At 54.6% G+C, this 21,526-nt stretch carries 24 protein-coding genes and 2 pseudogenes; 10 read left to right on the top strand and 16 right to left on the bottom strand.

What is annotated here, in order from left to right; translation table 11 throughout:
• Positions 1–90: 90 nt before the first annotated feature.
• Positions 91–1,431, bottom strand: a complete 1,341-nt coding sequence (locus LZ634_RS20960; protein WP_234508670.1) for an MATE family efflux transporter — start codon at positions 1,429–1,431, stop codon at positions 91–93.
• Between the two features lie 200 nt (positions 1,432–1,631).
• Here LZ634_RS20960 and LZ634_RS20955 point away from each other — a divergent pair, with 200 nt between their 5' ends.
• Positions 1,632–2,027, top strand: a complete 396-nt coding sequence (locus LZ634_RS20955; protein WP_234508668.1) for a lysozyme inhibitor LprI family protein — start codon at positions 1,632–1,634, stop codon at positions 2,025–2,027.
• On the opposite strand, the gene rutR is transcribed toward LZ634_RS20955, so the two are convergent.
• From rutR to LZ634_RS20940, 3 genes are all read right to left on the bottom strand, one after another.
• The gene (gene rutR, locus LZ634_RS20950; protein WP_234508666.1) at positions 2,024–2,662 is read right to left on the bottom strand and encodes an HTH-type transcriptional regulator RutR; all 639 of its coding nucleotides are present in this window, start codon (positions 2,660–2,662) and stop codon (positions 2,024–2,026) included. The two genes, LZ634_RS20955 and rutR, sit on opposite strands and share 4 nt — an antisense overlap.
• Before the next feature lie 114 nt (positions 2,663–2,776).
• Positions 2,777–2,953, bottom strand: a complete 177-nt coding sequence (locus tag LZ634_RS20945; RefSeq protein ID WP_035896676.1) for a general stress protein — start codon at positions 2,951–2,953, stop codon at positions 2,777–2,779.
• 250 nt (positions 2,954–3,203) lie between these two features.
• Entirely contained in the window at positions 3,204–3,506 is a 303-nt protein-coding gene (locus tag LZ634_RS20940) for a hypothetical protein (protein WP_234508664.1), read from the bottom strand.
• 310 nt (positions 3,507–3,816) lie between these two features.
• Between LZ634_RS20940 and wrbA the strand changes: the two genes are divergently transcribed.
• Complete coding sequence (gene wrbA, locus LZ634_RS20935; protein ID WP_234508662.1) at positions 3,817–4,425, top strand: NAD(P)H:quinone oxidoreductase; 609 nt, start codon at positions 3,817–3,819, stop codon at positions 4,423–4,425.
• 15 nt (positions 4,426–4,440) lie between these two features.
• Positions 4,441–4,668, top strand: a complete 228-nt coding sequence (locus LZ634_RS20930; protein ID WP_234508660.1) for a YccJ family protein — start codon at positions 4,441–4,443, stop codon at positions 4,666–4,668.
• Between the two features lie 79 nt (positions 4,669–4,747).
• Here the strand turns inward: LZ634_RS20930 and LZ634_RS20925 are convergent, their stop codons facing one another.
• The 4 genes from LZ634_RS20925 to LZ634_RS20910 are packed head-to-tail and all read right to left on the bottom strand — an operon-like array spanning position 4,748 to position 7,850.
• A complete protein-coding gene (locus LZ634_RS20925) occupies positions 4,748–5,431 on the bottom strand; it encodes an amino acid ABC transporter permease (protein WP_234508659.1) in 684 nt (227 codons plus the stop codon).
• Positions 5,421–6,203 (bottom strand): amino acid ABC transporter permease, encoded by a 783-nt coding sequence (locus LZ634_RS20920; protein ID WP_234508657.1) that lies wholly within the window; start codon positions 6,201–6,203, stop codon positions 5,421–5,423. The genes LZ634_RS20925 and LZ634_RS20920 overlap by 11 nt, the downstream gene beginning before the upstream one ends.
• Positions 6,203–7,021 (bottom strand): amino acid ABC transporter ATP-binding protein, encoded by an 819-nt coding sequence (locus LZ634_RS20915; RefSeq protein ID WP_234508655.1) that lies wholly within the window; start codon positions 7,019–7,021, stop codon positions 6,203–6,205. Before LZ634_RS20915 ends, LZ634_RS20920 begins: the two co-directional genes overlap by 1 nt.
• Before the next feature lies 1 nt (position 7,022).
• The gene (locus LZ634_RS20910; RefSeq protein ID WP_234508654.1) at positions 7,023–7,850 is read right to left on the bottom strand and encodes an ABC transporter substrate-binding protein; all 828 of its coding nucleotides are present in this window, start codon (positions 7,848–7,850) and stop codon (positions 7,023–7,025) included.
• 388 nt (positions 7,851–8,238) lie between these two features.
• Between LZ634_RS20910 and LZ634_RS20905 the strand changes: the two genes are divergently transcribed.
• The 5 genes from LZ634_RS20905 (at position 8,239) to LZ634_RS20885 (ending at position 10,777) form a co-directional block, all read left to right on the top strand.
• Positions 8,239–8,646, top strand: a complete 408-nt coding sequence (locus LZ634_RS20905; protein WP_234508652.1) for a Spy/CpxP family protein refolding chaperone — start codon at positions 8,239–8,241, stop codon at positions 8,644–8,646.
• A 157-nt stretch (positions 8,647–8,803) separates the two neighbouring features.
• Entirely contained in the window at positions 8,804–9,541 is a 738-nt protein-coding gene (locus LZ634_RS20900) for an SDR family NAD(P)-dependent oxidoreductase (protein WP_234508650.1), read from the top strand.
• A gap of 12 nt (positions 9,542–9,553) precedes the next feature.
• On the top strand, positions 9,554–9,775 hold the full coding sequence (locus LZ634_RS20895; protein WP_234508648.1) for a tautomerase family protein: 222 nt from the start codon (positions 9,554–9,556) through the stop codon (positions 9,773–9,775).
• A 63-nt stretch (positions 9,776–9,838) separates the two neighbouring features.
• On the top strand, positions 9,839–10,021 hold the full coding sequence (locus tag LZ634_RS20890) for a helix-turn-helix domain-containing protein (protein WP_234508645.1): 183 nt from the start codon (positions 9,839–9,841) through the stop codon (positions 10,019–10,021).
• 51 nt (positions 10,022–10,072) lie between these two features.
• Positions 10,073–10,777 carry a substrate binding domain-containing protein gene (locus LZ634_RS20885; protein ID WP_234508643.1) on the top strand — a complete coding sequence of 235 codons (705 nt, stop codon included), beginning with the start codon at positions 10,073–10,075 and terminating at the stop codon, positions 10,775–10,777.
• 49 nt (positions 10,778–10,826) lie between these two features.
• On the opposite strand, the gene LZ634_RS20880 is transcribed toward LZ634_RS20885, so the two are convergent.
• From LZ634_RS20880 to LZ634_RS20870, 3 genes are read right to left on the bottom strand one after another with little or no spacing between them, the layout of a single operon-like run.
• Complete coding sequence (locus tag LZ634_RS20880; RefSeq protein ID WP_234508642.1) at positions 10,827–12,611, bottom strand: aryl-sulfate sulfotransferase; 1,785 nt, start codon at positions 12,609–12,611, stop codon at positions 10,827–10,829.
• 23 nt (positions 12,612–12,634) lie between these two features.
• Complete coding sequence (locus LZ634_RS20875) at positions 12,635–13,378, bottom strand: ABC transporter ATP-binding protein (RefSeq protein ID WP_234508639.1); 744 nt, start codon at positions 13,376–13,378, stop codon at positions 12,635–12,637.
• On the bottom strand, positions 13,375–14,943 hold the full coding sequence (locus LZ634_RS20870; RefSeq protein ID WP_234508637.1) for an ABC transporter permease: 1,569 nt from the start codon (positions 14,941–14,943) through the stop codon (positions 13,375–13,377). Before LZ634_RS20870 ends, LZ634_RS20875 begins: the two co-directional genes overlap by 4 nt.
• 223 nt (positions 14,944–15,166) lie before the next feature.
• Between LZ634_RS20870 and LZ634_RS20865 the strand changes: the two are divergent.
• Positions 15,167–16,234 (top strand): annotated as a pseudogene (locus LZ634_RS20865) (ABC transporter substrate-binding protein).
• Here LZ634_RS20865 and LZ634_RS20860 read toward each other — a convergent pair.
• Positions 16,231–17,175 carry a LysR family transcriptional regulator gene (locus LZ634_RS20860; RefSeq protein WP_061279967.1) on the bottom strand — a complete coding sequence of 315 codons (945 nt, stop codon included), beginning with the start codon at positions 17,173–17,175 and terminating at the stop codon, positions 16,231–16,233. The pseudogene LZ634_RS20865 and the gene LZ634_RS20860 sit on opposite strands and share 4 nt — an antisense overlap.
• Before the next feature lie 246 nt (positions 17,176–17,421).
• On the opposite strand from LZ634_RS20860, the gene LZ634_RS20855 reads away from it, so the two are divergent.
• Positions 17,422–18,228, top strand: a complete 807-nt coding sequence (locus tag LZ634_RS20855) for an MBL fold metallo-hydrolase (RefSeq protein WP_234508634.1) — start codon at positions 17,422–17,424, stop codon at positions 18,226–18,228.
• A 257-nt stretch (positions 18,229–18,485) separates the two neighbouring features.
• On the opposite strand, the gene LZ634_RS20850 is transcribed toward LZ634_RS20855, so the two are convergent.
• The 4 genes and pseudogenes from LZ634_RS20850 to LZ634_RS20835 all read right to left on the bottom strand — a co-directional run bounded on the left by LZ634_RS20850 (position 18,486) and on the right by LZ634_RS20835 (position 21,494).
• Entirely contained in the window at positions 18,486–19,202 is a 717-nt protein-coding gene (locus LZ634_RS20850; RefSeq protein WP_234508632.1) for a YebC/PmpR family DNA-binding transcriptional regulator, read from the bottom strand.
• Positions 19,203–19,833: 631 nt separating this feature from the next.
• Entirely contained in the window at positions 19,834–20,238 is a 405-nt protein-coding gene (locus tag LZ634_RS20845; protein WP_234508631.1) for a DUF2251 domain-containing protein, read from the bottom strand.
• 287 nt (positions 20,239–20,525) lie between these two features.
• Positions 20,526–20,923: pseudogene (locus LZ634_RS20840) on the bottom strand (VOC family protein).
• A 121-nt stretch (positions 20,924–21,044) separates the two neighbouring features.
• Positions 21,045–21,494 carry an ester cyclase gene (locus LZ634_RS20835; protein ID WP_234508672.1) on the bottom strand — a complete coding sequence of 150 codons (450 nt, stop codon included), beginning with the start codon at positions 21,492–21,494 and terminating at the stop codon, positions 21,045–21,047.
• Positions 21,495–21,526 lie beyond the last annotated feature (32 nt).

Genomic DNA, 21,526 nt, shown 5'->3' with positions numbered 1-21,526 from the left:
GGGGGCGCGGCGCCCCCCTTCGCCCGTTCACGGGTACTGTTGTTGCATCTTCTGCAAACATAAAGTGAACGGAATATCTGCTATTACTTTTTAAAACATCGACTTGGTCGTCCACACCCGGCTGCGCCAGCGCCGATACATCAGCATTGCCCGCAGCCCTTCATCAATGATGTATGCCAGCCATACCCCCACCAGCCCAAGCCCCAAATGTAGCCCCAGCAGCCACGAGAACGGCAGGCTAACAATCCACATCACGATAATCCCGCAGATAAACGGAAAACGAACGTCACCGGTCGCGTTCAGACTGCTAATGACAATGATATTGGTCGCCCGTCCAAGCTCGAGCAAAATAGAAAACATAAACAGCCGCTTGGTTAGGGCAATGACCTCAAGGTTAGCGGTAAACAGCCGCATAATCGGCTCGGCGCACAGGTAAATGGCGACGCTTATCGTCAGCGCCACCATCAGCCCCAAGCGCCAGCTTCTTAACCCCTGCTGATAGGCGGCGTCAATTTCCCCTGCCCCCACCGCGCGGCCAATAATAATCTGCGAAGCCTGACCAATAGAAATAGCAAACAGCGCCACGAACTGGCTGATTGTCGAGGCGTAAACTTTGGTGGTGAGCGCCTCCGTTCCCAGCAGGGCAATAATCACGGTCACCACCAGCTGCGACCCGGCGTAAGAGAGGTTTTCTCCCGCCGACGGCAGCCCATAGCGTAAAATCGCCCCCAGTATTTTGCGCGAGCACTGCCGCAGCTTCTGCCAGTGAAAGGTATAGCCAATATACTTTCGCAACATCCACGCCGAGATAATCATCCCGACCACGTTGGCGACACAGACGGCAATGCCCACACCGGTAACGCCAAGCCCGAGATAGCTCAGCTTGCCGTAGAGGAACTGGTAGTTAAGCACGACGTTAATCACGCTGACCGTAATCGGCACCACCATCGCCTGGCGTACGTAACCGTGGGTACGAAGAATGGGGAGAATGGAAGAATAGAGGGCGATCACCACCGAAATACCGCCAATGATACGGATAAACGGCGATCCCACCCTGACCAGCGCTTCACTCAGACCAAGCAGCCGCAGGAAGGTGTCGCCGAGCAAGATAAAAATCAGGCTCATCGCCACGCCGAGGAAGAACGCCACCACCAGTCCGTTGGTAATGACCCGCTCCACCCGCTTAAAGCGCTTTGCACCAAGCAGCTGCGCCACCACAATCTGCACGCCGACGGTGAGAAAACCGTAGAAAATAACCGAGATGGCTAAAATTTGGTTGGCAACGCCGGTGGCGGCAACGGCTTCGTCGGAATAGTGTCCCAACATAAACACGCTGACATAGCCCAGCATCAGCCGTAGCAGCTGTTCTACAAATATCGGCCATGCCAGGTTATAAAGCCCTAACTTCACCGGAATCTCCGCGCCTGACATTAATGATAATCTCCCTTTATTCACCCAACGCCGCGTCCAACGGGGAATAATCAACCTTCTCCCCCTGATGCGTCTATCCGATCGTTGCGTTAGCTTTCATTTTCAGAAAAACGCACGGTGGTTGGAGGAGATTCCGCGGTAAAATCGTGTTATATCCTGAGCCTATCGGGTTTGACTGAATATCTTTGGGGAGTAAATCAATGAAACGTGCATTACCGGCTCTTGCCCTGCTGCTGGCAAGCGGCTCCGCGCTGGCGGACGATTGCGCCAGCGCCAGCACTCAGGCAGATATCAACGCCTGCGCGGCCAACCAGTATCAGGCTGCCGACAAAAAACTGAACCAGACCTGGCAGGATGTGCTCAAGCGTGCCCAGCCCGCACAGCGTGAATTACTGAAAAAAGCGCAAACCGCGTGGATTACCCTTCGCGATGCGGACTGCGCCTTTATCAGTTCTGGTACCGAAGGCGGCAGCATTCAGCCGATGATTCACAGCCAGTGCCTGGCAGATAAGACCGAGGAGCGCGAAGCGTACCTGGCTTCGCTGCTACAGTGCGAGGAAGGTGACCTGAGCTGCCCACTGCCACCGGCGAACTAACGCACGCGAATACCGTCGATGATGATTCGCTGGACGTTTTCGACGGTCTGCTGGAAGAAGGTTTCATCGCGCAGCGTTTTACCGGTCACCGCCTCCACCTGGGTGGCAAAGTCAGCGTAGTGCTGCGTGGTTGCCCAGATCATAAAGATCAGATGGTGCGGGTCGATGGGCGCAAGTTTGCCCGCGTGAACCCACGCGGCGATAATCGCCGATTTATCCGCCACCAGCGCTTTCAAATCCCCGGTCAGTTCATCCATTACCAGCGGCGCACCCTGCAGCATTTCGAGGCAGAACAGCTTTGAGGCCTGCGGGTAGTCGCGTGAAACTTCAAGCTTCAGACGGATATACTCTTTGATTGCTACCAGCGGCGCTAAGTCTTCGCGAAACGCCTTCAGCGGCGCCAGCCAGATATCGAGGATTTGCTGCATCACGGCGACGTAAAGCGCCTCTTTAGACGGGAAGTAGTACAGCAGATTGGTTTTGGAGACGCCGGCCTGTTCCGCCACCTGCTCGAGGCGCGTGCCGTGGATCCCATACTGCGAAAAGGTATTCAGCGCGGCGGTAAGAATGGCCTGTTTCTTGGCGCTCACCGCCAGTGAACGTTTGCCACTCTTCTTTACTGCATCCTGAGCCATGCGCCCTCTCCTTTTTATTGACGACATCAATACCTATTTTGCGGGCTACGGCCAAAAAAAGAAACCGCCGGGATTAACCGGCGGCGTGGAGAAACGTTAACCTGCCATTCATCGCTAGCTGCCGCGATGACTGCCATGGCTATTCTTCCCTCCTTTTTTGCCCGCTTCTGAGGCGCGTTGAGGATCGTTTTTAAAGTTCCCCCCGCTATGCTGGCCCCCCTTACGACCTGCTTCTGATGCTCTTTCACGGTCTTCGGCGAAGTTGCCTGAACCGCCACGATGGTTTGCCATTACTGACCTCCAGTTGAGAGAACGATACAGTGCATTACGTAGATGAAAAGCGTAATCACCCGCACGGTTGCGCAGGTACTAATAAGGGTAGTCGCCACAAAGAGGTACGGCGGGGATTGGTCATACTTTGTCATATCTGTCGCCAGATTTTAGCCCGGGAGGCGTAACTGGCGACCTAATCGATTATTATGCTGGGGAAAAAACGACGCAAAAAAATGTGTCATTCTGCGTCAGTGGCAAGCGCGCAGACTTACTTCAGAATTCCCAGATATTGGCCATCTTTCATCAGCCTCACTTTCCCCGTGCGGCGATGAAAAACAATCCGGTACGGGCCGCGAATAAACACATCTGCATCCACATTCGACTCCTGTTTGCGCGCCGCTTCGCCATTCACCGTCACCCGCTCACCGACCCGAGTCACCGTCACATCAAAGCCCTTATAAACGCGCGGTCTCGCTATCTGCGCATGCTGTTCGACGGCCTGCACGGGCGTCAGAGCCCCCACGACCAGGCTCGCACCCGCCACGACTACCGCCACCATCAATTTACTCATCCACCGACCTTCGTTATGACCCTGTGCTCAAGTTAATTCTCGCGTACTCACCCATCGGGGTTGTTGATAACAATCAATCTAATAAATAGTTAATGGTCCGTACTATTTATAAAAATTATCAATATCGCCGTAATTTTCACTCGAAACACAAACTCATTTCGCTCAAATAATATACATATCACTAATTTCCTACCTAAAGAGCCTCTTTTTCACTGATTTATTGCCGGTGCAATGCAGCACTCCCCCTATTTGCGACTATGCTTAATAGGGCTTGTTAAATGACCAACCAATTTGACACAGGAGAGTTAAGATGAGTGGAAATGCAAGTGTTCTGGTGCTCTATTATTCGATGTATGGACACATTGAGACGATGGCTAAGGCCGTTGCCGAGGGCGCGAACAAGGTCGATGGCGTCGATGTTGTCATCAAACGCGTACCAGAAACCATGCACGCAGAAGCCTTTGCAAAAGCAGGCGGTAAAGCACAAGCCATTCCCGTTGCGACCCCGCAGGAACTGGCAGATTACGATGCGATTATTTTTGGTACGCCAACCCGTTTCGGCAACATGTCCGGACAGATGCGGACCTTCCTCGACCAAACCGGTGGCCTGTGGGCGTCCGGTGCACTATACGGCAAACTGGCCAGCGTCTTTAGCTCAACCGGCACCGGCGGCGGCCAGGAACAGACCATTACCTCCACCTGGACCACCCTTGCCCACCACGGGATGGTGATTGTGCCTATCGGCTATGCAGCGCAAGAACTGTTTGATGTTTCGCAGGTTCGCGGTGGTACACCGTATGGCGCGACAACCATTGCCGGCGCGGACGGTTCACGTCAGCCAAGCCCTGAAGAACTGGCGATCGCTCGCTATCAGGGCGAATACGTGGCGGGGCTGGCCGTCAAAATGAAAAGCAAATAAGTTAGGGAGCCGAATATGCCCACACAAGAAGCTAAAGCACATCGTGTAGGTGAATGGGCCAGCTTACGTAACACTTCACCGGAAATCGCCGAGGCGATTTTTGAGCTGGCAAAATACGATGAGAAAGTCGCGGAACAAATCTGGGAAGAAGGCAGCGATGCGGTTCTTGAGCTGGCCTTCAGCAAAACGGACAAAGACGCGCTGTTCTGGGGCGAGCAAACCATTGAACGTAAAAACGTCTGATTGATAGCGCCCAATGCGCCGACGCACGGATATTCCGGCGTCGGCGTTTTTTATACCTCACGCACAGGCACGATAAATGCTACGTCGCCACCCGCCGCTGCCAGCGTTTTGCCACCCGCTCCAGCCCAAAGCACAGCAGGTAATAGACCACGCCGATAAAGATAAAGATCGCCGTCGGGTAGATTTGCACCCGGTTATTCACCTGCCCCGCCACCGTGGTTAACTCCGGTACGTTCACAATAAACGCCAGTGACGTATCCTTCAAAAGCCCAATGAAAATCCCCACCAGCGACGGCAGCACGTTGCGCAGCGTCTGCGGCAGCAAAATTAAGCGCAGGCTCTGCCCGGCGCTGAATCCCTGCGTTAAGGCGGCTTCAAATTGCCCCTTCGGCAAGGCCTGTAATCCTGCCAGCACCGAGTGCATCACCATCGCGGCGGTAAACCAGGCTAAGGCCAGCGTCACCGTGACCGCCCCCGGCATGTCGCTACCGGTCAGCATCGGCAGCAAATACCATAGCCAGAAGATGACAAATATCAGCGGAATACCGCGAATAATTTCGGCCCACAGATACAGCAGACGCCGCACGGTACCGGGAAAACGCCACGCCATGCAGGCCAGCAAAATCCCTAGCGGCAATGCCAGTGCACCGGCACCGATTGCCATCATCAGCGTCAGCGCCACGCCGCCGGGTTCGCCCGCCGCCAGCCGTCCCCACAGCAGGTAATCGAGGTTATCGTAAATAACCGCCAGATTAGCGTTCATGTTGAATACCTCCCTGTGCGCCCACCGCGTCGCTCACCCGTTTCGCCTGACCGACCGGCTTTGGCCCCAGGCGTGTCAGCAGCAGCCCCAGCGCTACCCCGGTGAACAGATACAGCACGGTCCCCACGGCAAACGCCTCCAGCGCATGGGCGTTATAGCTCTCAATCTGCCGCACCTGATAGGTCAATTCGGCAAAACCGATGCCGCTGGCAAGAGAAGAGAGTTTCATCAGGTTGAGATACTGCCCGACTACCGGTTGCCAGGCGTTGGCCAGACCCTGTGGCAGCAAAACGTGACGCAGTAATCCCGCGGTGGTAAAGCCCTGCGCCAGCGCGGCCTCGCGTTGGCCGTTTGGCACGCTCTGCAGCCCGGCGGCCACCTCTTCAATCAAAAACGCCGAGGTAAACACCCCCAGCCCCCAAGCCGAGCACAGAAACTCCGGCGTCAGCCACCACACGTTGCCCGGAAGAATTGACCAGTCGTGCGGGTCATTGACGAAATCACGCAGCCCCTGTGGCAGAAAATTCCAGGCGGCGAAATACCAAAAAAGCAGCTGCACCAGCAGCGGGGTATTGCGGAATACCGACACCCAGCAGGCGGTGATCCCCTGTCCCAGCCGCCCCCCTGCCAGACGCAGCAGCAAGAACAGCGTCGCCAGCACGCTGGCCAGCACCATTCCGGCAAGCGTCACCCACAGCGTGGTGAGAAAGCCGGAAATAATCCATTGCAGAGGCTGCCCGCTGAGCACCCCCTGCCAGTCAAAATGCATCATCACTCGCTCCGATTCTGATGCAGCGGGTCGAGCACCTTTTGCAGAAAACGGACCGCGCGCGGATGCTGCGGGCGGGCGAAGAATTCGGCGGGCGGCGCCACTTCCAGCACATCGCCACCGTCGATAAACACCACCCGGTCGGCAATTTCACGGGCAAACTGCATTTCATGCGTTACCACGATCATAGTTATCCCGCTGTGCGCCAGCGATTTCATGACCTGCAGCACTTCGCCGATCATCTCCGGATCCAGCGCCGAGGTAGGCTCGTCAAAGAGAATGATCTGCGGCGACGAGGCCAGCGCCCGGGCAATGGCCACGCGCTGCTGTTGGCCGCCCGAAAGCTGGGACGGCATAGCGTCGGCTTTTTCAGCCAGCCCCACGCGCTCAAGCAGCTCCCGCGCCCGTTTTTGCGCCTCGTTCCGCTTCCAGCCGTGTACCGACTCCAGCGCCAGCGCAATATTCTGCGCCGCCGTCAGGTGGGCATAAAGGTTGAACTGCTGGAAGACGAAGCCAATCCGGCTGCGCAGCTGGCGCAGTGCTTTTCCGCTCAACTGGCGGGTCGGTTTATCATCGACCAGAATTTCGCCGCCGCTGAGGGTTTCCAGCTGATTGATAAGACGAATCAGCGTCGATTTCCCGGATCCGGAAGGCCCGAGGATCGCTACCACTTCGCCGGAATTAATTGTCAAATCGATGCCATTTAGCACCCGATGACTGCCATATTGTTTCACCGCCTGCCGGAATACCACGCTGGCATTGTGCAGATGTGAAAAATCCGCGGCCCTGGCCGCGGAGTGAGAGAGTAAAGCCGACAACATATTATTTTGCTTCTATGGTAAAGGAACGCGGCTGCGGGGCTTTGGTCGATGGGCCAAACCAGACATCATAGATTTTTGCCGCGTCACCGGATTTCTCCAGCGCCACCAGCTCGTCATTCACCGCTTTCAGCAGCGCCGGTTCGCCTTTTTTCACGCCAACGCCAATCTCTTCTTTACTCAGCAATTCCGGCAAGATCTTGAATTTGGCTTTGTCCGGCGCTTCGCCGAGCAGGCCGGCCAGGATAGTACTGTCCTGAGTGATGGCCTGCACGTTGCCGTTGCGCAGCGCGGTCAATGCCAGCGGAATATCGTCATAGGAGAGCACGCGCGCCTGCGGGAAACGCTGATGCAGCGTCTGCTCGCCGGTGGTGCCTTTCACCGCGCCAATACGCGCTTTGCTGTAATCATCCAGTTTGTCGCCGCCGCTGGCAGGCACCAGGAACTGCTGCCCGGTAACAAAGTACGGGGTGGAGAAATCAATAACCTGCGCGCGCTCCGGAGTGATGGTGATGTCGGCGACAATCAGGTCAGCCTTACCGGACTGTAACAGCGGGATACGGTTTGCCGGGTTGGTTGCCACCAGTTCCAGCTTCACGCCCAGCGATTTAGCCAGCGCTTTGGCGAAATCGACGTCATAGCCCACCAGTTCGTGGGTTTTGGCATCCACGGAACCAAACGGCGGGTTGGCGTCAAAGGTGGCGACCTTCACCACGCCTTTGGCTTTGATATCCGCCAGTTGGTCTGCCTGTGCGGTGAATGTGGCGAGCCCGGTTGCCGTCAGGCCCACCAGCAGTGCGAGTTGTGTGAGAGTCTGTTTTGTCTTTGCCATAATGTTCTCGATACCCTGTTTTTGTATTGTCTTTTTACGCTCCCACACTGTCTTGAACGGAACAAATAACGATTCGTTATTCCTTATAACAAAAAAGGTTATCGCCAAAGCAATTGTTATTTAACGGTAAAATCTCGCCACAGCCGATAACCTATGCGCAAAAATCGCCATTGCTTCGACCGATTTCGCATTTGCAAAAACAATGGATTTACTGCTGAAATAGAGAGGGCTGATGTAAGTAACCAAGTATGATTTCACGAAGTGATTGTTTCTCATCGTTACCAGCGGAAACAATAATCAGCAAGCGTCATCAACGACAAGCAACCTATGATGAACCCGGCAAAAAAGTGGGATTCCCCCTGTTACTTGAACGTTATGGATGATCAAAATGCTTAAATTTACCCGCACCGCTTTATTGGTTGCTACGCTGGCTGGCGCAACCTTCGCTTCTCAAGCAGCTACCACGACCACTCCAGCACCATCACAAGACCCGATTGTTCAGCACCTGAAGCTGAGCGATGCTCAGGTTTCCAAAATCAACAGCCTGCACGATCAGATGGTCAAAAACGTCAAAGGTATCTCGCTGAAAGATGTTAAAGACGGGATGATCATCGACATGATCCAGTCCGGTAAATGGGATGAGAGCGGCGTTAAGAAACAGCTTTCCGCATTCAGTAACGTTGACCAGCAGGTCCGTTATTACAAAGTGAAGTACTACTTTGATCTGAGCCAGGTGCTGACGCCAGAACAGCGTAAGCAGGTGCAGAGCGATATCGCACAGGCTGCAGCCGAATAAGTTTCCGCATTAACGCGGTGGCGAAATCCACCGCGTTTCACATTGCAGCGTCCAGTTATTCCCTCAAGGAACAATAGATACAATCCCAGCGTCGTTCATTCCCCTTCCTCACTGCCATATAGTTTCCCTCAAGTCATAACCACTGAAGGAAACAATCATGAAAACGAAATCTGTCATCGTCACCGGCGCTTCAAGCGGTATTGGGTTTGCCATCGCTCAGGCCTTTCTGAGCCGGGGTGACAACGTGGTGGCCAATGCCCGGAGTCGTTTGGATCTGGAAAAAGCGGCAGAAGAATGGGATTCGCCGGAAAATTTGCTGCTGGTCGCCGGTGATATTGCGCTGCCCGACACCGCAGAAACCCTGTTCACCGAGGCCGAGGCGCGTTTTGGACAAGTCGATATTCTGGTCAATAACGCCGGGGTATTCATTTCCAGACCGGTCGCCGACTATACCGAGCACGATGTCGAAACCATGCTGGCCGTCAATATGAAGGGATTTTTCTATCCCGCTCAAAAGGCGGCAGAGCATATGCGCGCCCATGGCGGCGGTCATATCATGGCGATTACCGCGGCCATTGCCATGCAGCCTAATATCGATGTCCCCGCACTACTTCCTGTCATGGTGAAAGGTGGGCTTAATCATGCGGTGAAGGGCCTGGCGCTGGAACTGGCCGATGCGGGGATCATGGTCAACGCCATTGCACCCGGGATTATCGCTACCCCGATGCACTCTCAGGACCCACAAACTCTGGAAGCGCTAAAAAACATGGCACCGACGCATCAGGTCGGTAACGTGCAGGATATCGTCAATGCCGTGATGTATCTGGCCGACTCGCAGTTCGTCACCGGCACCATTATGGCAGTGGACGGCGGTTCAACGGCGGGCAAGTGGTAATCCGGGGGAAATATGCCTTACATCAATATTAAAATCACCGATGAAAAGGTCACTGCGCGGCAAAAACAGCAGTTGATTGAAGGGGCTACGCTATTGCTTGAGCAGGTGTTGAATAAGCCGCGGTCTACGACGTATGTGGTCATCGATGAGATCAATACCGACAACTGGGGCGTGGGCGGCGAGACCGTCACCGCGCTGCGCCTTAAAGCGGGGTCACCATCAGCCCAGGCGTGACTCTCGTCGCTCGTCGTATATCATGGCATGCGCCCCGCCCGTCGTTAAGGACACCGAACAACTATGACGCAGCGTTTGAACGACATCATGATCAGCAGTATCGAGCTGTTTTGCCTTGCCGCAGAACACCAGAGCTTCACCGTCGCCGCACAGGCCGCAGGCATTTCCCCTGCGGCCGTCAGCAAAACCATCATGCGACTGGAAGAGCGTCTGGGTATTCCGCTGTTTATCCGCTCCACCCGGTAGGTCAGGCTGACCGATGCCGGTCGGCAATATGCAGAACAGTGCCACGCAGCGATGACCTTACTGCACAACGCAGAGCTACAGGCGACCGGGAAGCAGGAAGCCCCTTCCGGTACCGTGCGTATCAGCTTGCCTGCCGCCTACGCGCACTGGCGGCTATTTCCCCTGATCCCCCTGTTTCAGCAACGATACCCTCTGGTTAAACTGGAATTTCACGTCAGCAACCGCTGCGTCAACTTCTCGCGTGATGATTACGATTTAGCTATCCGCGGCAACGAACTGGACGACTCCAGCCTGATTGCCCGTAAACTAGAGGATGCCGAACTGCTGATGGTAGCCTCTCCCGGCTATCTCGGGCAGCATCCACCGCTGAAGAGCCTTGACTGTCTCTCCTCGCATCAGTGTATTCAGTTTGTGCTACCCGGCAGCGGGCGACAGGCGGGATGGTTGGTACGTATGGGCAAAAAACAGACAGAAATAACCCTAAAGGGCAATTTGCTCTGTTCGGAGGATTATCTGGCGGGAGTTTCGCTGGCGAAACATGGCGCTGGAATTTATCAGATATATCGTTTTGTCGTCGCTGACGCGCTGGACCGTAATGAATTACAAGAAGTATTGCCTGAAATGAATCGCGCAACACGCCCCTTCTATCTGGTTTACCCGCAAGCCCAGCATATGCCACACAGAATTCGGGTATTCATTGAGTTTATTATCGATAATCTGCGGCAGACTGAGTCTGCTATCGCTGGGCGGGCATAAAACACACCGCCCTGCCCTGAGTCTCTCTCCCAGGGCCGGGCAGTTCTCATCAGCCAATGACGCCGTTCAGCCACTGGTGCAGGTTTTCCACCGACAGCTGCGCCGGGGCGCGGTCGATTGGCTGCCCCTGTTTGATGACCAGCAGCGTCGGCAACCCGCGTACGCCCAGGCGGGTGGCCAGTTCCTGATGCAGGTCGGCATCCAGATAGCGGGTTTCCAGCGGCGCAATCTGGCGCGCGAGTTTCTCATGCGCCAGCAGTTGCCAGAGCTTGCGGCAATGCACGCAGCGCTCGGCACCGACAAACAGCAATATCGTGCTTTCGCTCACCAAATCATCCGCCGAGCTTACCGGCGTAAAGGCACTTTCCGCCACGCGGAACAGCTTAGGGCTGCGGCGTAGGGTGTCGTTGTCGGTCGCCACGCACAGCGCATCGGCGCTTTTGCTGTACGGTTGCACACCCGCTACGCGCACCACGCTTTGCGCGGTCCCCGCCGCGGCACCCGGCTGGCGCAGCGTGCGTACATCCACCGGTACGATTGGTGTTTCCTGCGGCTGTGTGAGCTGCGGGATCCACGCGTACGGAATACGATAGGCGCGATAGACCATATTGTTGTTCAAGGTCTTGCCCCAGTAAGGCGAAATATATTCCCAGACAATTTCGTGGTCATGCGTGACTTCAAAGATACGCCCGTTAGAGCCTTCGTTAATCAGCGTGTTGCCGTTTTCCAGACGCTGCATATTGCTGATATACGGGCTGTAGAAACGGTAAGAATCGGTCGGCTGCGGCAGATCCGCCTCGTAAGGCGAGTAGCGCCATTCAATGTCCAGCGTCAGCGGGTTGATCTCGAGGATGCGAGAATAGTCGCGCCAGGCGTTTTTCACCCCATCCGCTGAAGCCGGGTTCGGTGCGCCATACCCGGCCCAGCCGCCGTTATCGAAAATCAGGATATTGCCCGCGCCCGGCAGTCCCTGCGGGATCATATGCGCGTGGTGCTGGCCGATAATCCAGCCGATGTGCTTGAGCTCCGGCTTGCTGTAATCCGGGCCCAGCTGCCAGACGATTTTGCCGCTGGGCTTATCGATGATGGCGATAATATTAGACTCGCGGGCGTCCCAGATGATGTTATCGGGATGGAAACGCTCATCCCCCGCGTCATACCATTTATTCGGCCCCAGCGCTGACATCGAGTTAATGTGCATCCAGTCGCCCATCCCACCGCCGCTGGCACGCATGTTGGGGTTGTTGTACAACGCAGTCCGCGCCGCATCGTCAAAGCCCAGCTCGTGGAAATGGTCGCTGCAGCGCCACTCCCACACCACGTTCCCCTGCCAGTCGACCTCGATAATGGTGTCATCGAGCAGTTGCTTGTCAGAGATGTCTTCGTTCACCAGGTTGGTATGGGCGAGAATCAAGGTATTCCCCCCTTCCACCTGCGGTTCCAGCCCCGGCGCATAGTAACCCACCGGGTTGCCCGCACGCTGATAGTCGTGATGCGCTCGCGCCATCCAACGCGTTTCATTGCCCGGATCGCTCACTTTCTCGTAGCGATCGAATGACCAGGTGACGTTACCTTCCCAATCGACCTGGATAAGGTCGAGCATATCCTGCATGCCGTAGCGCGGATCGCGCTCGCCGCTGTGGCCAAGGATCGCACCACCGGGCAGAATTTTATTCGGAAAACCGTGCAGCTCGGGCCATTCACGCACCACCTGGCCGTTCATATCCACCAGCACCGCGCCGTGTTCGGTGGCCTGAAAAAGGGTGTAGCCGCTCCAGGCACGCTTTGGATCGTAAAGGGTCGCGCCGGTCGGATAAACGGAAGGAAATCCCATGTTGTTGCTCCTTAAAGATAAAATCAGGCAGAAGTAATCAGATTGCGGATATGCCGGCAGGCGGCGGTATACGAAGCGTCATCACGCTGGCGTGGATGCGGCAGAGCGAGGCTGACGATCTCTTTGATGCGCCCCGGCCGCGGCGACAGCACCACCACCCGGTCGGCAAGCGCCACCGCCTCTTCCACGTCGTGGGTCACCAGCAGCGTAGTGGTTCCCGCGCTTTGATGAATGTGTAAAAGTTCCTGTTGCAGGGTATGGCGCGTCAGGGCGTCCAGCGCGCCGAAAGGTTCATCCAGCATCAGAATTTGCGGCCGGGCGACCAGACCTCGCGCAATGGCCACCCGCTGGGCCATACCGCCGGAAAGCTGCGCGGGCAAGGCGCTGGCAAACTCGGTGAGCTGCACGCGGTCGAGCATTTCCAGCGCCCGCTGGCGCTTCGCCCCACGGCTCAGTTTTTCATCCGCCAGCCCCAGCATCACGTTGTCGACCACGTTCAGCCATGGAAACAAGCGCGGTTCCTGAAACACGATGCCGCGCTCTTTACCGACGCCGGTCACCGGTTCGCCGTTAATACGAATATCGCCCTGGGTAACGGATTCCAGGCCAACCAACATTCGCAGGAGGGTCGATTTCCCGCAGCCGCTGCTGCCCACCAGCGCCACCAGTTCACCGGCGGCAATGTCGAGACTGAAATTGTGCACGGCCGTCACCTGTTGCCAGGATTTACGCACGTGCTGAAAAGAGACCAAAGTCGATGCGGTCATAGTTGCTCCTGTTGACGCCAGCGGGTGGCGCGAAATTCCAGTAAACGTCCGGCTTTATCCAGCGCCGCACCGGTAATACCGATAAGCACCATGCCGCAAAGAATGGTAGGCATATCCAGCAGCTGTTGGGCATTGATCATCAGGCTGCCGATACCGATGCCGGAGGACATGAAGTATTCGGCACCGATGTTGCCAAGCCAGGCGTAAATCAGCGCCAGCCGCAGCCCGGCAAAAATCCCCGGCGCGGCGCCGGGAAGGATCAGCCGACGCAGGCGCGTCAGGCCGCTTAAACGCAATACCTGGGCCACTTCATCGAGCTGCGGGTTACGCTGGAGCACCGCCTGAAGCGTGCTAAAGAACATCGGGAAGAACGATGCCAGCGCGATAAAGACGATTTTGCCGCCGTTATCGTTGCCGACCCAGGCGGTCAGCAACGGCAGCCAGGCAAACAGCGCGATATGGCGCAGGACGTTAAGGGTGGGCGTGAAAATCTGCCCGGCGCGTGGACGCAGCGCCAGCAGCAGCCCGCACAGCAGGCCGCTGGCAATGCCGATAGCGCCACCAACCAACGCCCTACCGAGGCTAGCCAGCATCGCCGCGCTAAGCTCGCCGTTGACCACGCCTTGCACGAAACGCTCGCCCACCGCCAGCGGCGACGAGAAGAGCGCCCCATCAATCCAGCCCCACTGGTTCGCGAGCTGCCACAGCACCAGCAGAACTAGGGGTAATTGCAGCGCACGCCAGCTGGCCTGCGGTTTCCACGCCAGACGACCGGCAGCAGGCTGCGGCCAGAACACCAGCCGCGAATAGGCGCGGTTTGCCGCCCATTCCATCAGCATGCCGCTGAAGCCAACGACCGCGATGGTGACGAAGACAATATCCAGCTGAAACAGCTGACGTCCCCAGACCATCAGGTAGCCAATCCCTTCCGAGGAGGCCAGCAGTTCAACCACGATAAGCGAAACCCACGCCTGTGACAGCGCCAGCCGCAGGCCGGTAAACCAGCCCGGCAGGCTCGCCGGGAGCACCAGCCAGCGCAGCCGCTGCCAGCGGGAAAAATTCATCACCCTGCCCGCTTCACTGAGCGCCAGCGGCACGCTGGAAACCGCCTGCTGAGTGTTGATGGTCATCGGCACCACGGTGGTTTTCACAATCACCGCCAGCTTGAGGCCGTTATCGATACCGAACAGCACCATAAACAGCGGGATCCACCCAAGCGTTGGGATCTGCGCCAACGCATAAAACAGCGGTTCGATCCGCTGGGCGGCAGCCGGGACCAGACCAAACAGCGCGCCAAGCAGCGTGCCGGCTATCGCCCCCAGCAGCAGGCCAAGGGCCAGATGCTGTAGGCTAAATCCCCACTGCGCCAGCAGATCGCCGCTTAACAGCGACCACGCGGTCTCGGCGACCACCGACGGCGCGGGCAGGATTTGCTCCGGCATCCAGCGCAGCTGCGCGGCGACGAACCACAGCAGCAGCACCAATACCGGCAGCAGCCACGGCCAGCCGTTAAGCCTGATGCTCGGCCTACCGGCCATGCCTGTTCTTAAAATCATCTGCGACATATTGGTCCACTTATCGGCAAGTTATGTCGCTATAAAAACGTGCCTTGCGCCGCGCCGCCATTGCGTTAAGCGAATAATCCCGATGCAACGAATGCATTTCAGCCTGCCGGGCACGCCGCCTCTGATTTAGCTTTTTTTCACCCATTCTTTGCGAATAAAAGCATTTAACAGTTTGCCCATTGGCTTATTAGGGTGAGGAAAAAACTCACTGGAGCAATAACTTATGATGAAAGCATTTTTGAGCCGTACCTCGCTGGCGCTGGTTGCCGTGTTTGGCCTGCTGGCCAGCGCCCAGGCCGAGGAGCTGCGCACCATTCGCATCGGCGTGCCGGATCAAAGCGCCGGTAGCCAGCCGTTTATCGAGGGGCCGGTCGGGATGGCCTATATTCGCCATCAACTGGAAGAGGTGTTTAAGCCGCAGGGCGTGGAAGTGAAGTGGCAATTTTTCAAAGGCGCGGGCCCGGCTGTGAATGAAGCCTTAGCCAACCGACAGCTGGATTTCGTTTATCTTGGCGATCTGGCGGCGATTATTGGCAAAGCTAACGGCCTGCCGACGCGCCTGCTGCTGGGCAGCCGTGGTTCCGAATCGTATCTGGCAGCGACCAAAGCCTCGGGGATTAAAACGCTGGCGGACCTGAAAGGCAAACGGGTGGCGGTGTATCGCGGCACGGCGGATCAGCTGGCTTTTGACCGCGCGCTGGCGACCGTTGGCCTCAATGAGCGCAGCCTGCAGGTGATTAATCTCGACTGGACCGCCGGTAAAGCGGCGCTGGCGGCCGGGCGCGTGGATGCAGTGTGGGGCGGCGTCTCCCTGCTGGCGCTGCGCGGCGATAAGATTGATGTGGTAGTGAAAAGCGGTGATTCGGGCCGCCAGAACACCACGCAAGCGGCGTTCCTCGGCACCCAAACCTTTATCGAAAGCTGGCCGCAGGCAACCCAGCAGATTATTAACGTGCTGGTAAAAAATGCGGCTGAGATCAGCGACCCAGCCAATACTCAAGCCTGGTCCGCCTAGATGGCCAAACAGAGCCAGATCCCGCAGGCGCTGTTCCTCGAAGAGTTAAAACCGCAGGAACTTAACTTTAGCACCTCCCCGCGTATCGACCCGTTCCTGGCCGACAGTTTTAGCAGCAGCGTGGAACAGGCGAAAGCGGGCCGTCTAATCCGCAGCGCATTTGACGCCAGCCAGTGGGCCGACGGCCAGTTTGTTGAGCAGGCGCTGAAAACCCAGCAACTGGAAAAACAGTGGCCGCAGTACGATAGCAAAGGCCAACCCGCCAACGCCGGTTAAGCCCCTTCCCCCTGCGCCAGCCTCAAACTGTGATGCTGGCGGTCAAGCAGGAGGATAATCTCAATCAGCTTTTCCACCAGCGGCGGCTGTACCGCATGAACCGGGGAGATAATCGCAAACCGGGTCTGCATCAGCCGCCACTCATCCGGCAAATCGCTCAGCTCCAGCTTCACCAGTCGATGACTGTGCTGGCACAGTGCGAAGCCATCTTCGCTGGCAAAACTTATCGCATCGGTATGGGCTAACGTCGAAAGCAGCGCGTAGATATGATCGCACTGGATCGCCGGGGTAAAGTCCTGCTGCTGGCTGAGCGTGGCCAGTACCTTGCGCACGCCCGGCGGTAAATACGGCGCGGCGAAGGGATAACGCAGCATGGTCTGAATGGAAACCGGCCCCTGCTGCGCCAGTGGATGCTCGGCGTGGCAGACAAAAAAGCAGCGCTGCGGACTGAGCGGCTGAACGCGCAGCTGCGGGTCCAGTTCGGCCTGCCAGCTATCGGCAACGACAAACGGATACTGCTGAGTCGTGAGCGCGTGATGCAGGGCAAACCAGTTATCGATATGAAAGCGCACCCGCGCCTGCGGGAGCTGTCGGTGAAACTCGCCGACGGCCGCTGGAATCAACCGCGCGCCGGGTGCCGGGCCGCAGCCAAAGGCCACCTCACCGTTTTGCGCATCGTCCGCTTCACGCAGCTGGCTGCTGAGTTCAACATTGAGTTCCTGAAAGCGCCGCGCATAGGGCAGCAGCTTTTGCCCATGCAATGTCAGCGTCGGGAGCTTGCTTTGTCGGTCGAATAACGGATGGCCGACGCTCTGCTCCAGCGCCTGAATGCTGCGGCTGAACGCTGACTGCGACAGGCAGACCGCTTCCGCCGCACGATTAAAACTGCCGTATTCAACCAGCGCGACGAAGTTGCGTAGTTGGCGAAAATCCAGATGCATATGCCCGCTTTATGATTATTTTATTTCCAATAACAGTACTGGATTGATACCGGGTTAGGCAATGGCGGGGATTTTCCGTCGCGTTTGGGAAATCGTCATCAGAGATTGCGGGCCATATCTCAGCAACGACCGCACGAACAAGCACATCGCGATATCCGGGTGTGCCAGGCTGACTGTGTTTAAATCGTTATGAAACAGCACCTACCGAGTGCGACGTTGGCGAAATGGCAAATTGAGGGGAACGGAATGATTACATTATGCAAAGCCTGTGGGACATCCTATGAGATAACCGATTCCCATCCTACGCATTGCCCTATCTGTGAAGATGAACGCCAGTATATTCCCGCAAGCGGGCAGCAATGGGTCGATTTTGACGCCCATTGCGCTTCGCACACCAATACGTGGCAACAGCACGACGATTCTCTCCTCAGCATCCGCACCGTGCCTGATTTTGCCATCGACCAACGCACGTTTATTCTCCGCACGCCAGAGGGCAATATTTTGTGGGACTGTATTCCCACGCTCGATGACGCCACCAAAACGCTCATTCACTCTCTCGGGGGGCTTAAGGCCATCGCCATATCGCACCCTCATTACTACAGCACCATGCAGGATTGGGCCGCGGAATTTAACGCCCCCATTTACCTTCATGCCAATGACCGCCGGTGGGTCATGCGCGACAGCCCGTGGATACGTTTTTGGCAAGGCGACGCCCTTGAGCTGACCCGCGATGTCCAGGTTATCCGCCTCGGCGGACATTTTGCGGGCGGCTGCGTTCTGCACTGGGCGCGAGATGAAGGCGTGGTACTTTCCGGCGACATCGTGCAGGTCACTCCCGGCGCACGTGCCGTCTCGTTTATGTGGAGTTACCCTAATCTGCTGCCGCTGCCAGCCGCGACGGTTCGCGACATCATCCAACGACTGAGTACGGTGAAATTTAAGCAACTCTACGGCGCGTTTGAAGGGAAAGATATTACACAGAATGCCGATGAAATCGTGCGTGTTTCGGGGGAGAAGTATATTTCTTGTCTTGGGGATATGGACGGGGAGTAGCTGGCAGTTAATTACTGGACTGCCCTCTTGCATAAATAGCCGTGACTTCTTTTTTTGAAACGTATTTCGAGAGGCTGAACTTGCAGGTGCTCCTTTATCCTCTATCACCGGATAGTTAGGACCAGGGACTTCAATTAATATAACTTCTTTTGGCAGACGGTATTTTCATCTATTTTTATAAACAGTATATCTGGTCAGATATACTGTTTATAGCAGCTTTATCATTTAAAAAGCTGCCATAATGACAGTCGCTTTAATTAGAGATTAGCAACGTTATGATAGACTTTTTGAACGTCATCATCAGCTTCAAGCGCATCAACGAGACCTTCAAAGATTGCTAAATCTTCTTCTGAAAGTTCAATTTCTGCTTGAGCAATCAATTCTAATTCTGTTGTTGAGAATTCAGTAATGCCCGCTGCTTTTAACGCTGCAATGCCTTTGTGAAGATCGGTAGATTCAGTATAAATAATGATGTTCCCTTCTTCTTCGGTAACATCACGAACTTCTACTTCAGCATCCAGCAAAATTTCAAAAATACGGTCAGGGTCAGTACCTGCAAATACAATCACGCCGGTATTGTCAAACATATAGCTGACAGAACCAGCCGCGCCGATATTGCCGCCTTTTTTATTGAAGATGTTGCGGACATTGGCAATCGTGCGGTTAACATTTGAAGTCAATGTTTCAGCGATGACCATTGAACCATTTGGCCCAAAGCCTTCATAACGGCCTGGCACAAACGTTTCGTCTCCGCCGCCTTTGGCTTTATCAATGGCTTTATCAATAACGTGCTTTGGAACCTGGGCTTGTTTTGCGCGTTCAATAACGAATTTTAACGCTGAGTTTGATTCTGGGTCTGGTTCACCTTGTTTAGCAGCGGCATAGATTTCTACACCGAATTTTGCATATACGTTAGACGTTGCACCGTCTTTAGCCGTTTTTTTAGCAACGATATTGGCCCATTTACGTCCCACTGGAACAGTCTCCTCAAAAATGTATTTACATTAACGGCAGCTTAATAAAGCGACACGTTTTTCTGTCACATTATATCATGACATGCAAATTCTCGTCTATGAGAAATAAAAAAGTGAAACATTACGGAATGTTACTTTAAATTCATTAATGGTTAACATTATGGATAAAACATTCTAAAACACTCTTATGATTCTTTTGCTTTTGATTCTCAATATTGAACTACAACAAAAACACATATAAGAGAAGAAGAACAACACGTGGACTATGTTAGGGAAAATACGAAAAGATGGACAGGTGATATAAAAGGCTTTCGCGAGTGCATTCGCTAAATAGCTATCGATATTGCTGGACTTGGCATGATGTAAACAACTGTCTGAGTCAAACCCTGTCGGTTGTCCGATTACGTGGTATTTATGATGAAGGCCACCTTGACCTTTTATATAGAACGTTCACATTTGATTCTGATATGGAACGGATAAACAAAATTGGCTGGAGGTCTGCAATGAGCGAAGAGCGGACATTCGGAATACATAGTTTATCACCTTTGAATCCCGGACATCGTCCGCCCTCTTCAGAGTGACATTATTAATATGGGTAGAGAATAGCGGCAGCCGTTAAGCCCACCATAACTCACCGGAAAAAGTCATCAACCGAATCGCTCCACTCATGGCCGGACACAGACCATACCTTGTTTATCGGGGGAGGAAATCCGCTTCTGCAGTACCCATTTTTCCCCACGAAATCGAACGCTCCATGCGGATATCCGTTGATAAGGAGCACGCACTTCTGACTGTCTTCTGACCAACCAATTTTAACGTCAGAAGGAATGTGGCCGTCTGAAATATCCTCGACATTGTAGATATGTACAGCATCCTGAATCGGGTTTCCTTCAACGGACTCATCGAGCGCGTAAAAATACCCGGTCCGGCCGTCGTCTTCAAATACGGCGGCAAGCATCCCCTCAGGAGCCAAGCTTTTTATCACCTGTGCTTCTCCAGTAATGAGCTGAGCCTGTATCGTCACTAAGATCGTCATACCGATTACTCTCCTTTCCCTGGTTGTTTGGTTAGGTTGTTTTCTGACTGACAAGCAATCTACCATAACATCTCTGCAATGAACTAAGCCCCTGACATGGATCCACTTTATTGACACATAATTGCTTTAGAAAGCTCCGCTCCTGGCACTGAGCTGCCTCACTGACACCCTACAAGGACGGCTCTGAGCGATGAGCGGATGTTGACTTTTAAATGTACCGGGATTAGAAACGTGTCGTTAGCGTTTAAACTAATCCAAATATCAGCGTTGAGCACCTTTTTAAAGGGCTAGAAGAACTCCATCTTTTCATACGGTTGACTTAGACAGGCGCTGAGACGGCTTGCCAAATCGCCGTCATGAACTTCCAGTTTGTGTCCATCCGAATCCAAAAAGTAGATAGATTTTCCTTCGCTCTTGTTTGTTTTCCACTCCGTAACACCCGATGATTTTAGGTAGTTGGCATATACATCGAAATCTTCGCTTCGGATGCTGAATGCGTAATGAGTGTAATCCTCCCGGGTGGTCACTGCATCAGCAGAAAGACATAACCACAGATCTCCCAGACAAAGGTAAGCTCCACGGGTCCATCTGGCCTTAGGTAAAAACCAAGAGTATTAACGTAAAAATCAAAACTTCTTGCAACGTCACTTACAGCGATTGTTATGTGGTTCAGTCCCTTTAGCATGCAGAATATCTTCAGCAAGGTGGAGGAGGTTAAGTTTTCCCTCAGAGCTCTTCACACCGACTCGTATGCACAAACCTCTGTCAGATCAGGTCTACGCTAATACACATGAATACACTTGTCGTTAGAACATACCGTTGCTGTTAGCAGATGTATCCGGCACGGTCTGGATAACATCCCAATGTTCAACGATCTTATGTTGTTTATTGAGACGGAAGATGTCGATGATTGCCTGCGTCACGTTCGGCTGACGCCCAGTAACAGCGACATGCAGAACGACATAATCGCCATCAACCAGCACGCGTTTAATTTCGCTTCTGGAGTCCGGGTATTTCTTTTTCAGGAATTCGATGAAATCCCTGAAACCGTCAATGCCATCCTTCGCAGTAGGGTTGTGTTGTTTGTATTGCTCGCCAAGAAATGGCTTTGCAGCAGCAAAATCTTTATCATTTAACGCGTAGTCATAAAACTTCAGTACATTTTCTTTATTTTGCTGTGATTCCGGCAGTGCAGTAGCGAAACTGGCTTTGGCGATGAACAAGAACGCCAGCATGAGTGATGATTTTTTTAACATAAAACCCGCTATTGATAATGATAATGATAATG

The organism is Kluyvera intermedia, from assembly GCF_021440345.1.
GTDB lineage: Bacteria > Pseudomonadota > Gammaproteobacteria > Enterobacterales > Enterobacteriaceae > Kluyvera > Kluyvera intermedia_A.
This window is presented reverse-complemented; position numbering and strand designations above follow the sequence as displayed.

What these genes read in the sequence shown, in the direction of transcription:
- LZ634_RS20960 (WP_234508670.1), bottom strand. Translation starts at nt 1,431, where the DNA reads ATGTCAGGCGCGGAGATTCCGGTGAAGTTAGGGCTTTATAACCTGGCA.
- LZ634_RS20955 (WP_234508668.1), top strand. Translation starts at nt 1,632, where the DNA reads ATGAAACGTGCATTACCGGCTCTTGCCCTGCTGCTGGCAAGCGGCTCC.
- rutR (WP_234508666.1), bottom strand. Translation starts at nt 2,662, where the DNA reads ATGGCTCAGGATGCAGTAAAGAAGAGTGGCAAACGTTCACTGGCGGTG.
- LZ634_RS20945 (WP_035896676.1), bottom strand. Translation starts at nt 2,953, where the DNA reads ATGGCAAACCATCGTGGCGGTTCAGGCAACTTCGCCGAAGACCGTGAA.
- LZ634_RS20940 (WP_234508664.1), bottom strand. Translation starts at nt 3,506, where the DNA reads ATGAGTAAATTGATGGTGGCGGTAGTCGTGGCGGGTGCGAGCCTGGTC.
- wrbA (WP_234508662.1), top strand. Translation starts at nt 3,817, where the DNA reads ATGAGTGGAAATGCAAGTGTTCTGGTGCTCTATTATTCGATGTATGGA.
- LZ634_RS20930 (WP_234508660.1), top strand. Translation starts at nt 4,441, where the DNA reads ATGCCCACACAAGAAGCTAAAGCACATCGTGTAGGTGAATGGGCCAGC.
- LZ634_RS20925 (WP_234508659.1), bottom strand. Translation starts at nt 5,431, where the DNA reads ATGAACGCTAATCTGGCGGTTATTTACGATAACCTCGATTACCTGCTG.
- LZ634_RS20920 (WP_234508657.1), bottom strand. Translation starts at nt 6,203, where the DNA reads ATGATGCATTTTGACTGGCAGGGGGTGCTCAGCGGGCAGCCTCTGCAA.
- LZ634_RS20915 (WP_234508655.1), bottom strand. Translation starts at nt 7,021, where the DNA reads ATGTTGTCGGCTTTACTCTCTCACTCCGCGGCCAGGGCCGCGGATTTT.
- LZ634_RS20910 (WP_234508654.1), bottom strand. Translation starts at nt 7,850, where the DNA reads ATGGCAAAGACAAAACAGACTCTCACACAACTCGCACTGCTGGTGGGC.
- LZ634_RS20905 (WP_234508652.1), top strand. Translation starts at nt 8,239, where the DNA reads ATGCTTAAATTTACCCGCACCGCTTTATTGGTTGCTACGCTGGCTGGC.
- LZ634_RS20900 (WP_234508650.1), top strand. Translation starts at nt 8,804, where the DNA reads ATGAAAACGAAATCTGTCATCGTCACCGGCGCTTCAAGCGGTATTGGG.
- LZ634_RS20895 (WP_234508648.1), top strand. Translation starts at nt 9,554, where the DNA reads ATGCCTTACATCAATATTAAAATCACCGATGAAAAGGTCACTGCGCGG.
- LZ634_RS20890 (WP_234508645.1), top strand. Translation starts at nt 9,839, where the DNA reads ATGACGCAGCGTTTGAACGACATCATGATCAGCAGTATCGAGCTGTTT.
- LZ634_RS20885 (WP_234508643.1), top strand. Translation starts at nt 10,073, where the DNA reads ATGACCTTACTGCACAACGCAGAGCTACAGGCGACCGGGAAGCAGGAA.
- LZ634_RS20880 (WP_234508642.1), bottom strand. Translation starts at nt 12,611, where the DNA reads ATGGGATTTCCTTCCGTTTATCCGACCGGCGCGACCCTTTACGATCCA.
- LZ634_RS20875 (WP_234508639.1), bottom strand. Translation starts at nt 13,378, where the DNA reads ATGACCGCATCGACTTTGGTCTCTTTTCAGCACGTGCGTAAATCCTGG.
- LZ634_RS20870 (WP_234508637.1), bottom strand. Translation starts at nt 14,943, where the DNA reads ATGTCGCAGATGATTTTAAGAACAGGCATGGCCGGTAGGCCGAGCATC.
- LZ634_RS20860 (WP_061279967.1), bottom strand. Translation starts at nt 17,175, where the DNA reads ATGCATCTGGATTTTCGCCAACTACGCAACTTCGTCGCGCTGGTTGAA.
- LZ634_RS20855 (WP_234508634.1), top strand. Translation starts at nt 17,422, where the DNA reads ATGATTACATTATGCAAAGCCTGTGGGACATCCTATGAGATAACCGAT.
- LZ634_RS20845 (WP_234508631.1), bottom strand. Translation starts at nt 20,238, where the DNA reads ATGACGATCTTAGTGACGATACAGGCTCAGCTCATTACTGGAGAAGCA.
- LZ634_RS20835 (WP_234508672.1), bottom strand. Translation starts at nt 21,494, where the DNA reads ATGTTAAAAAAATCATCACTCATGCTGGCGTTCTTGTTCATCGCCAAA.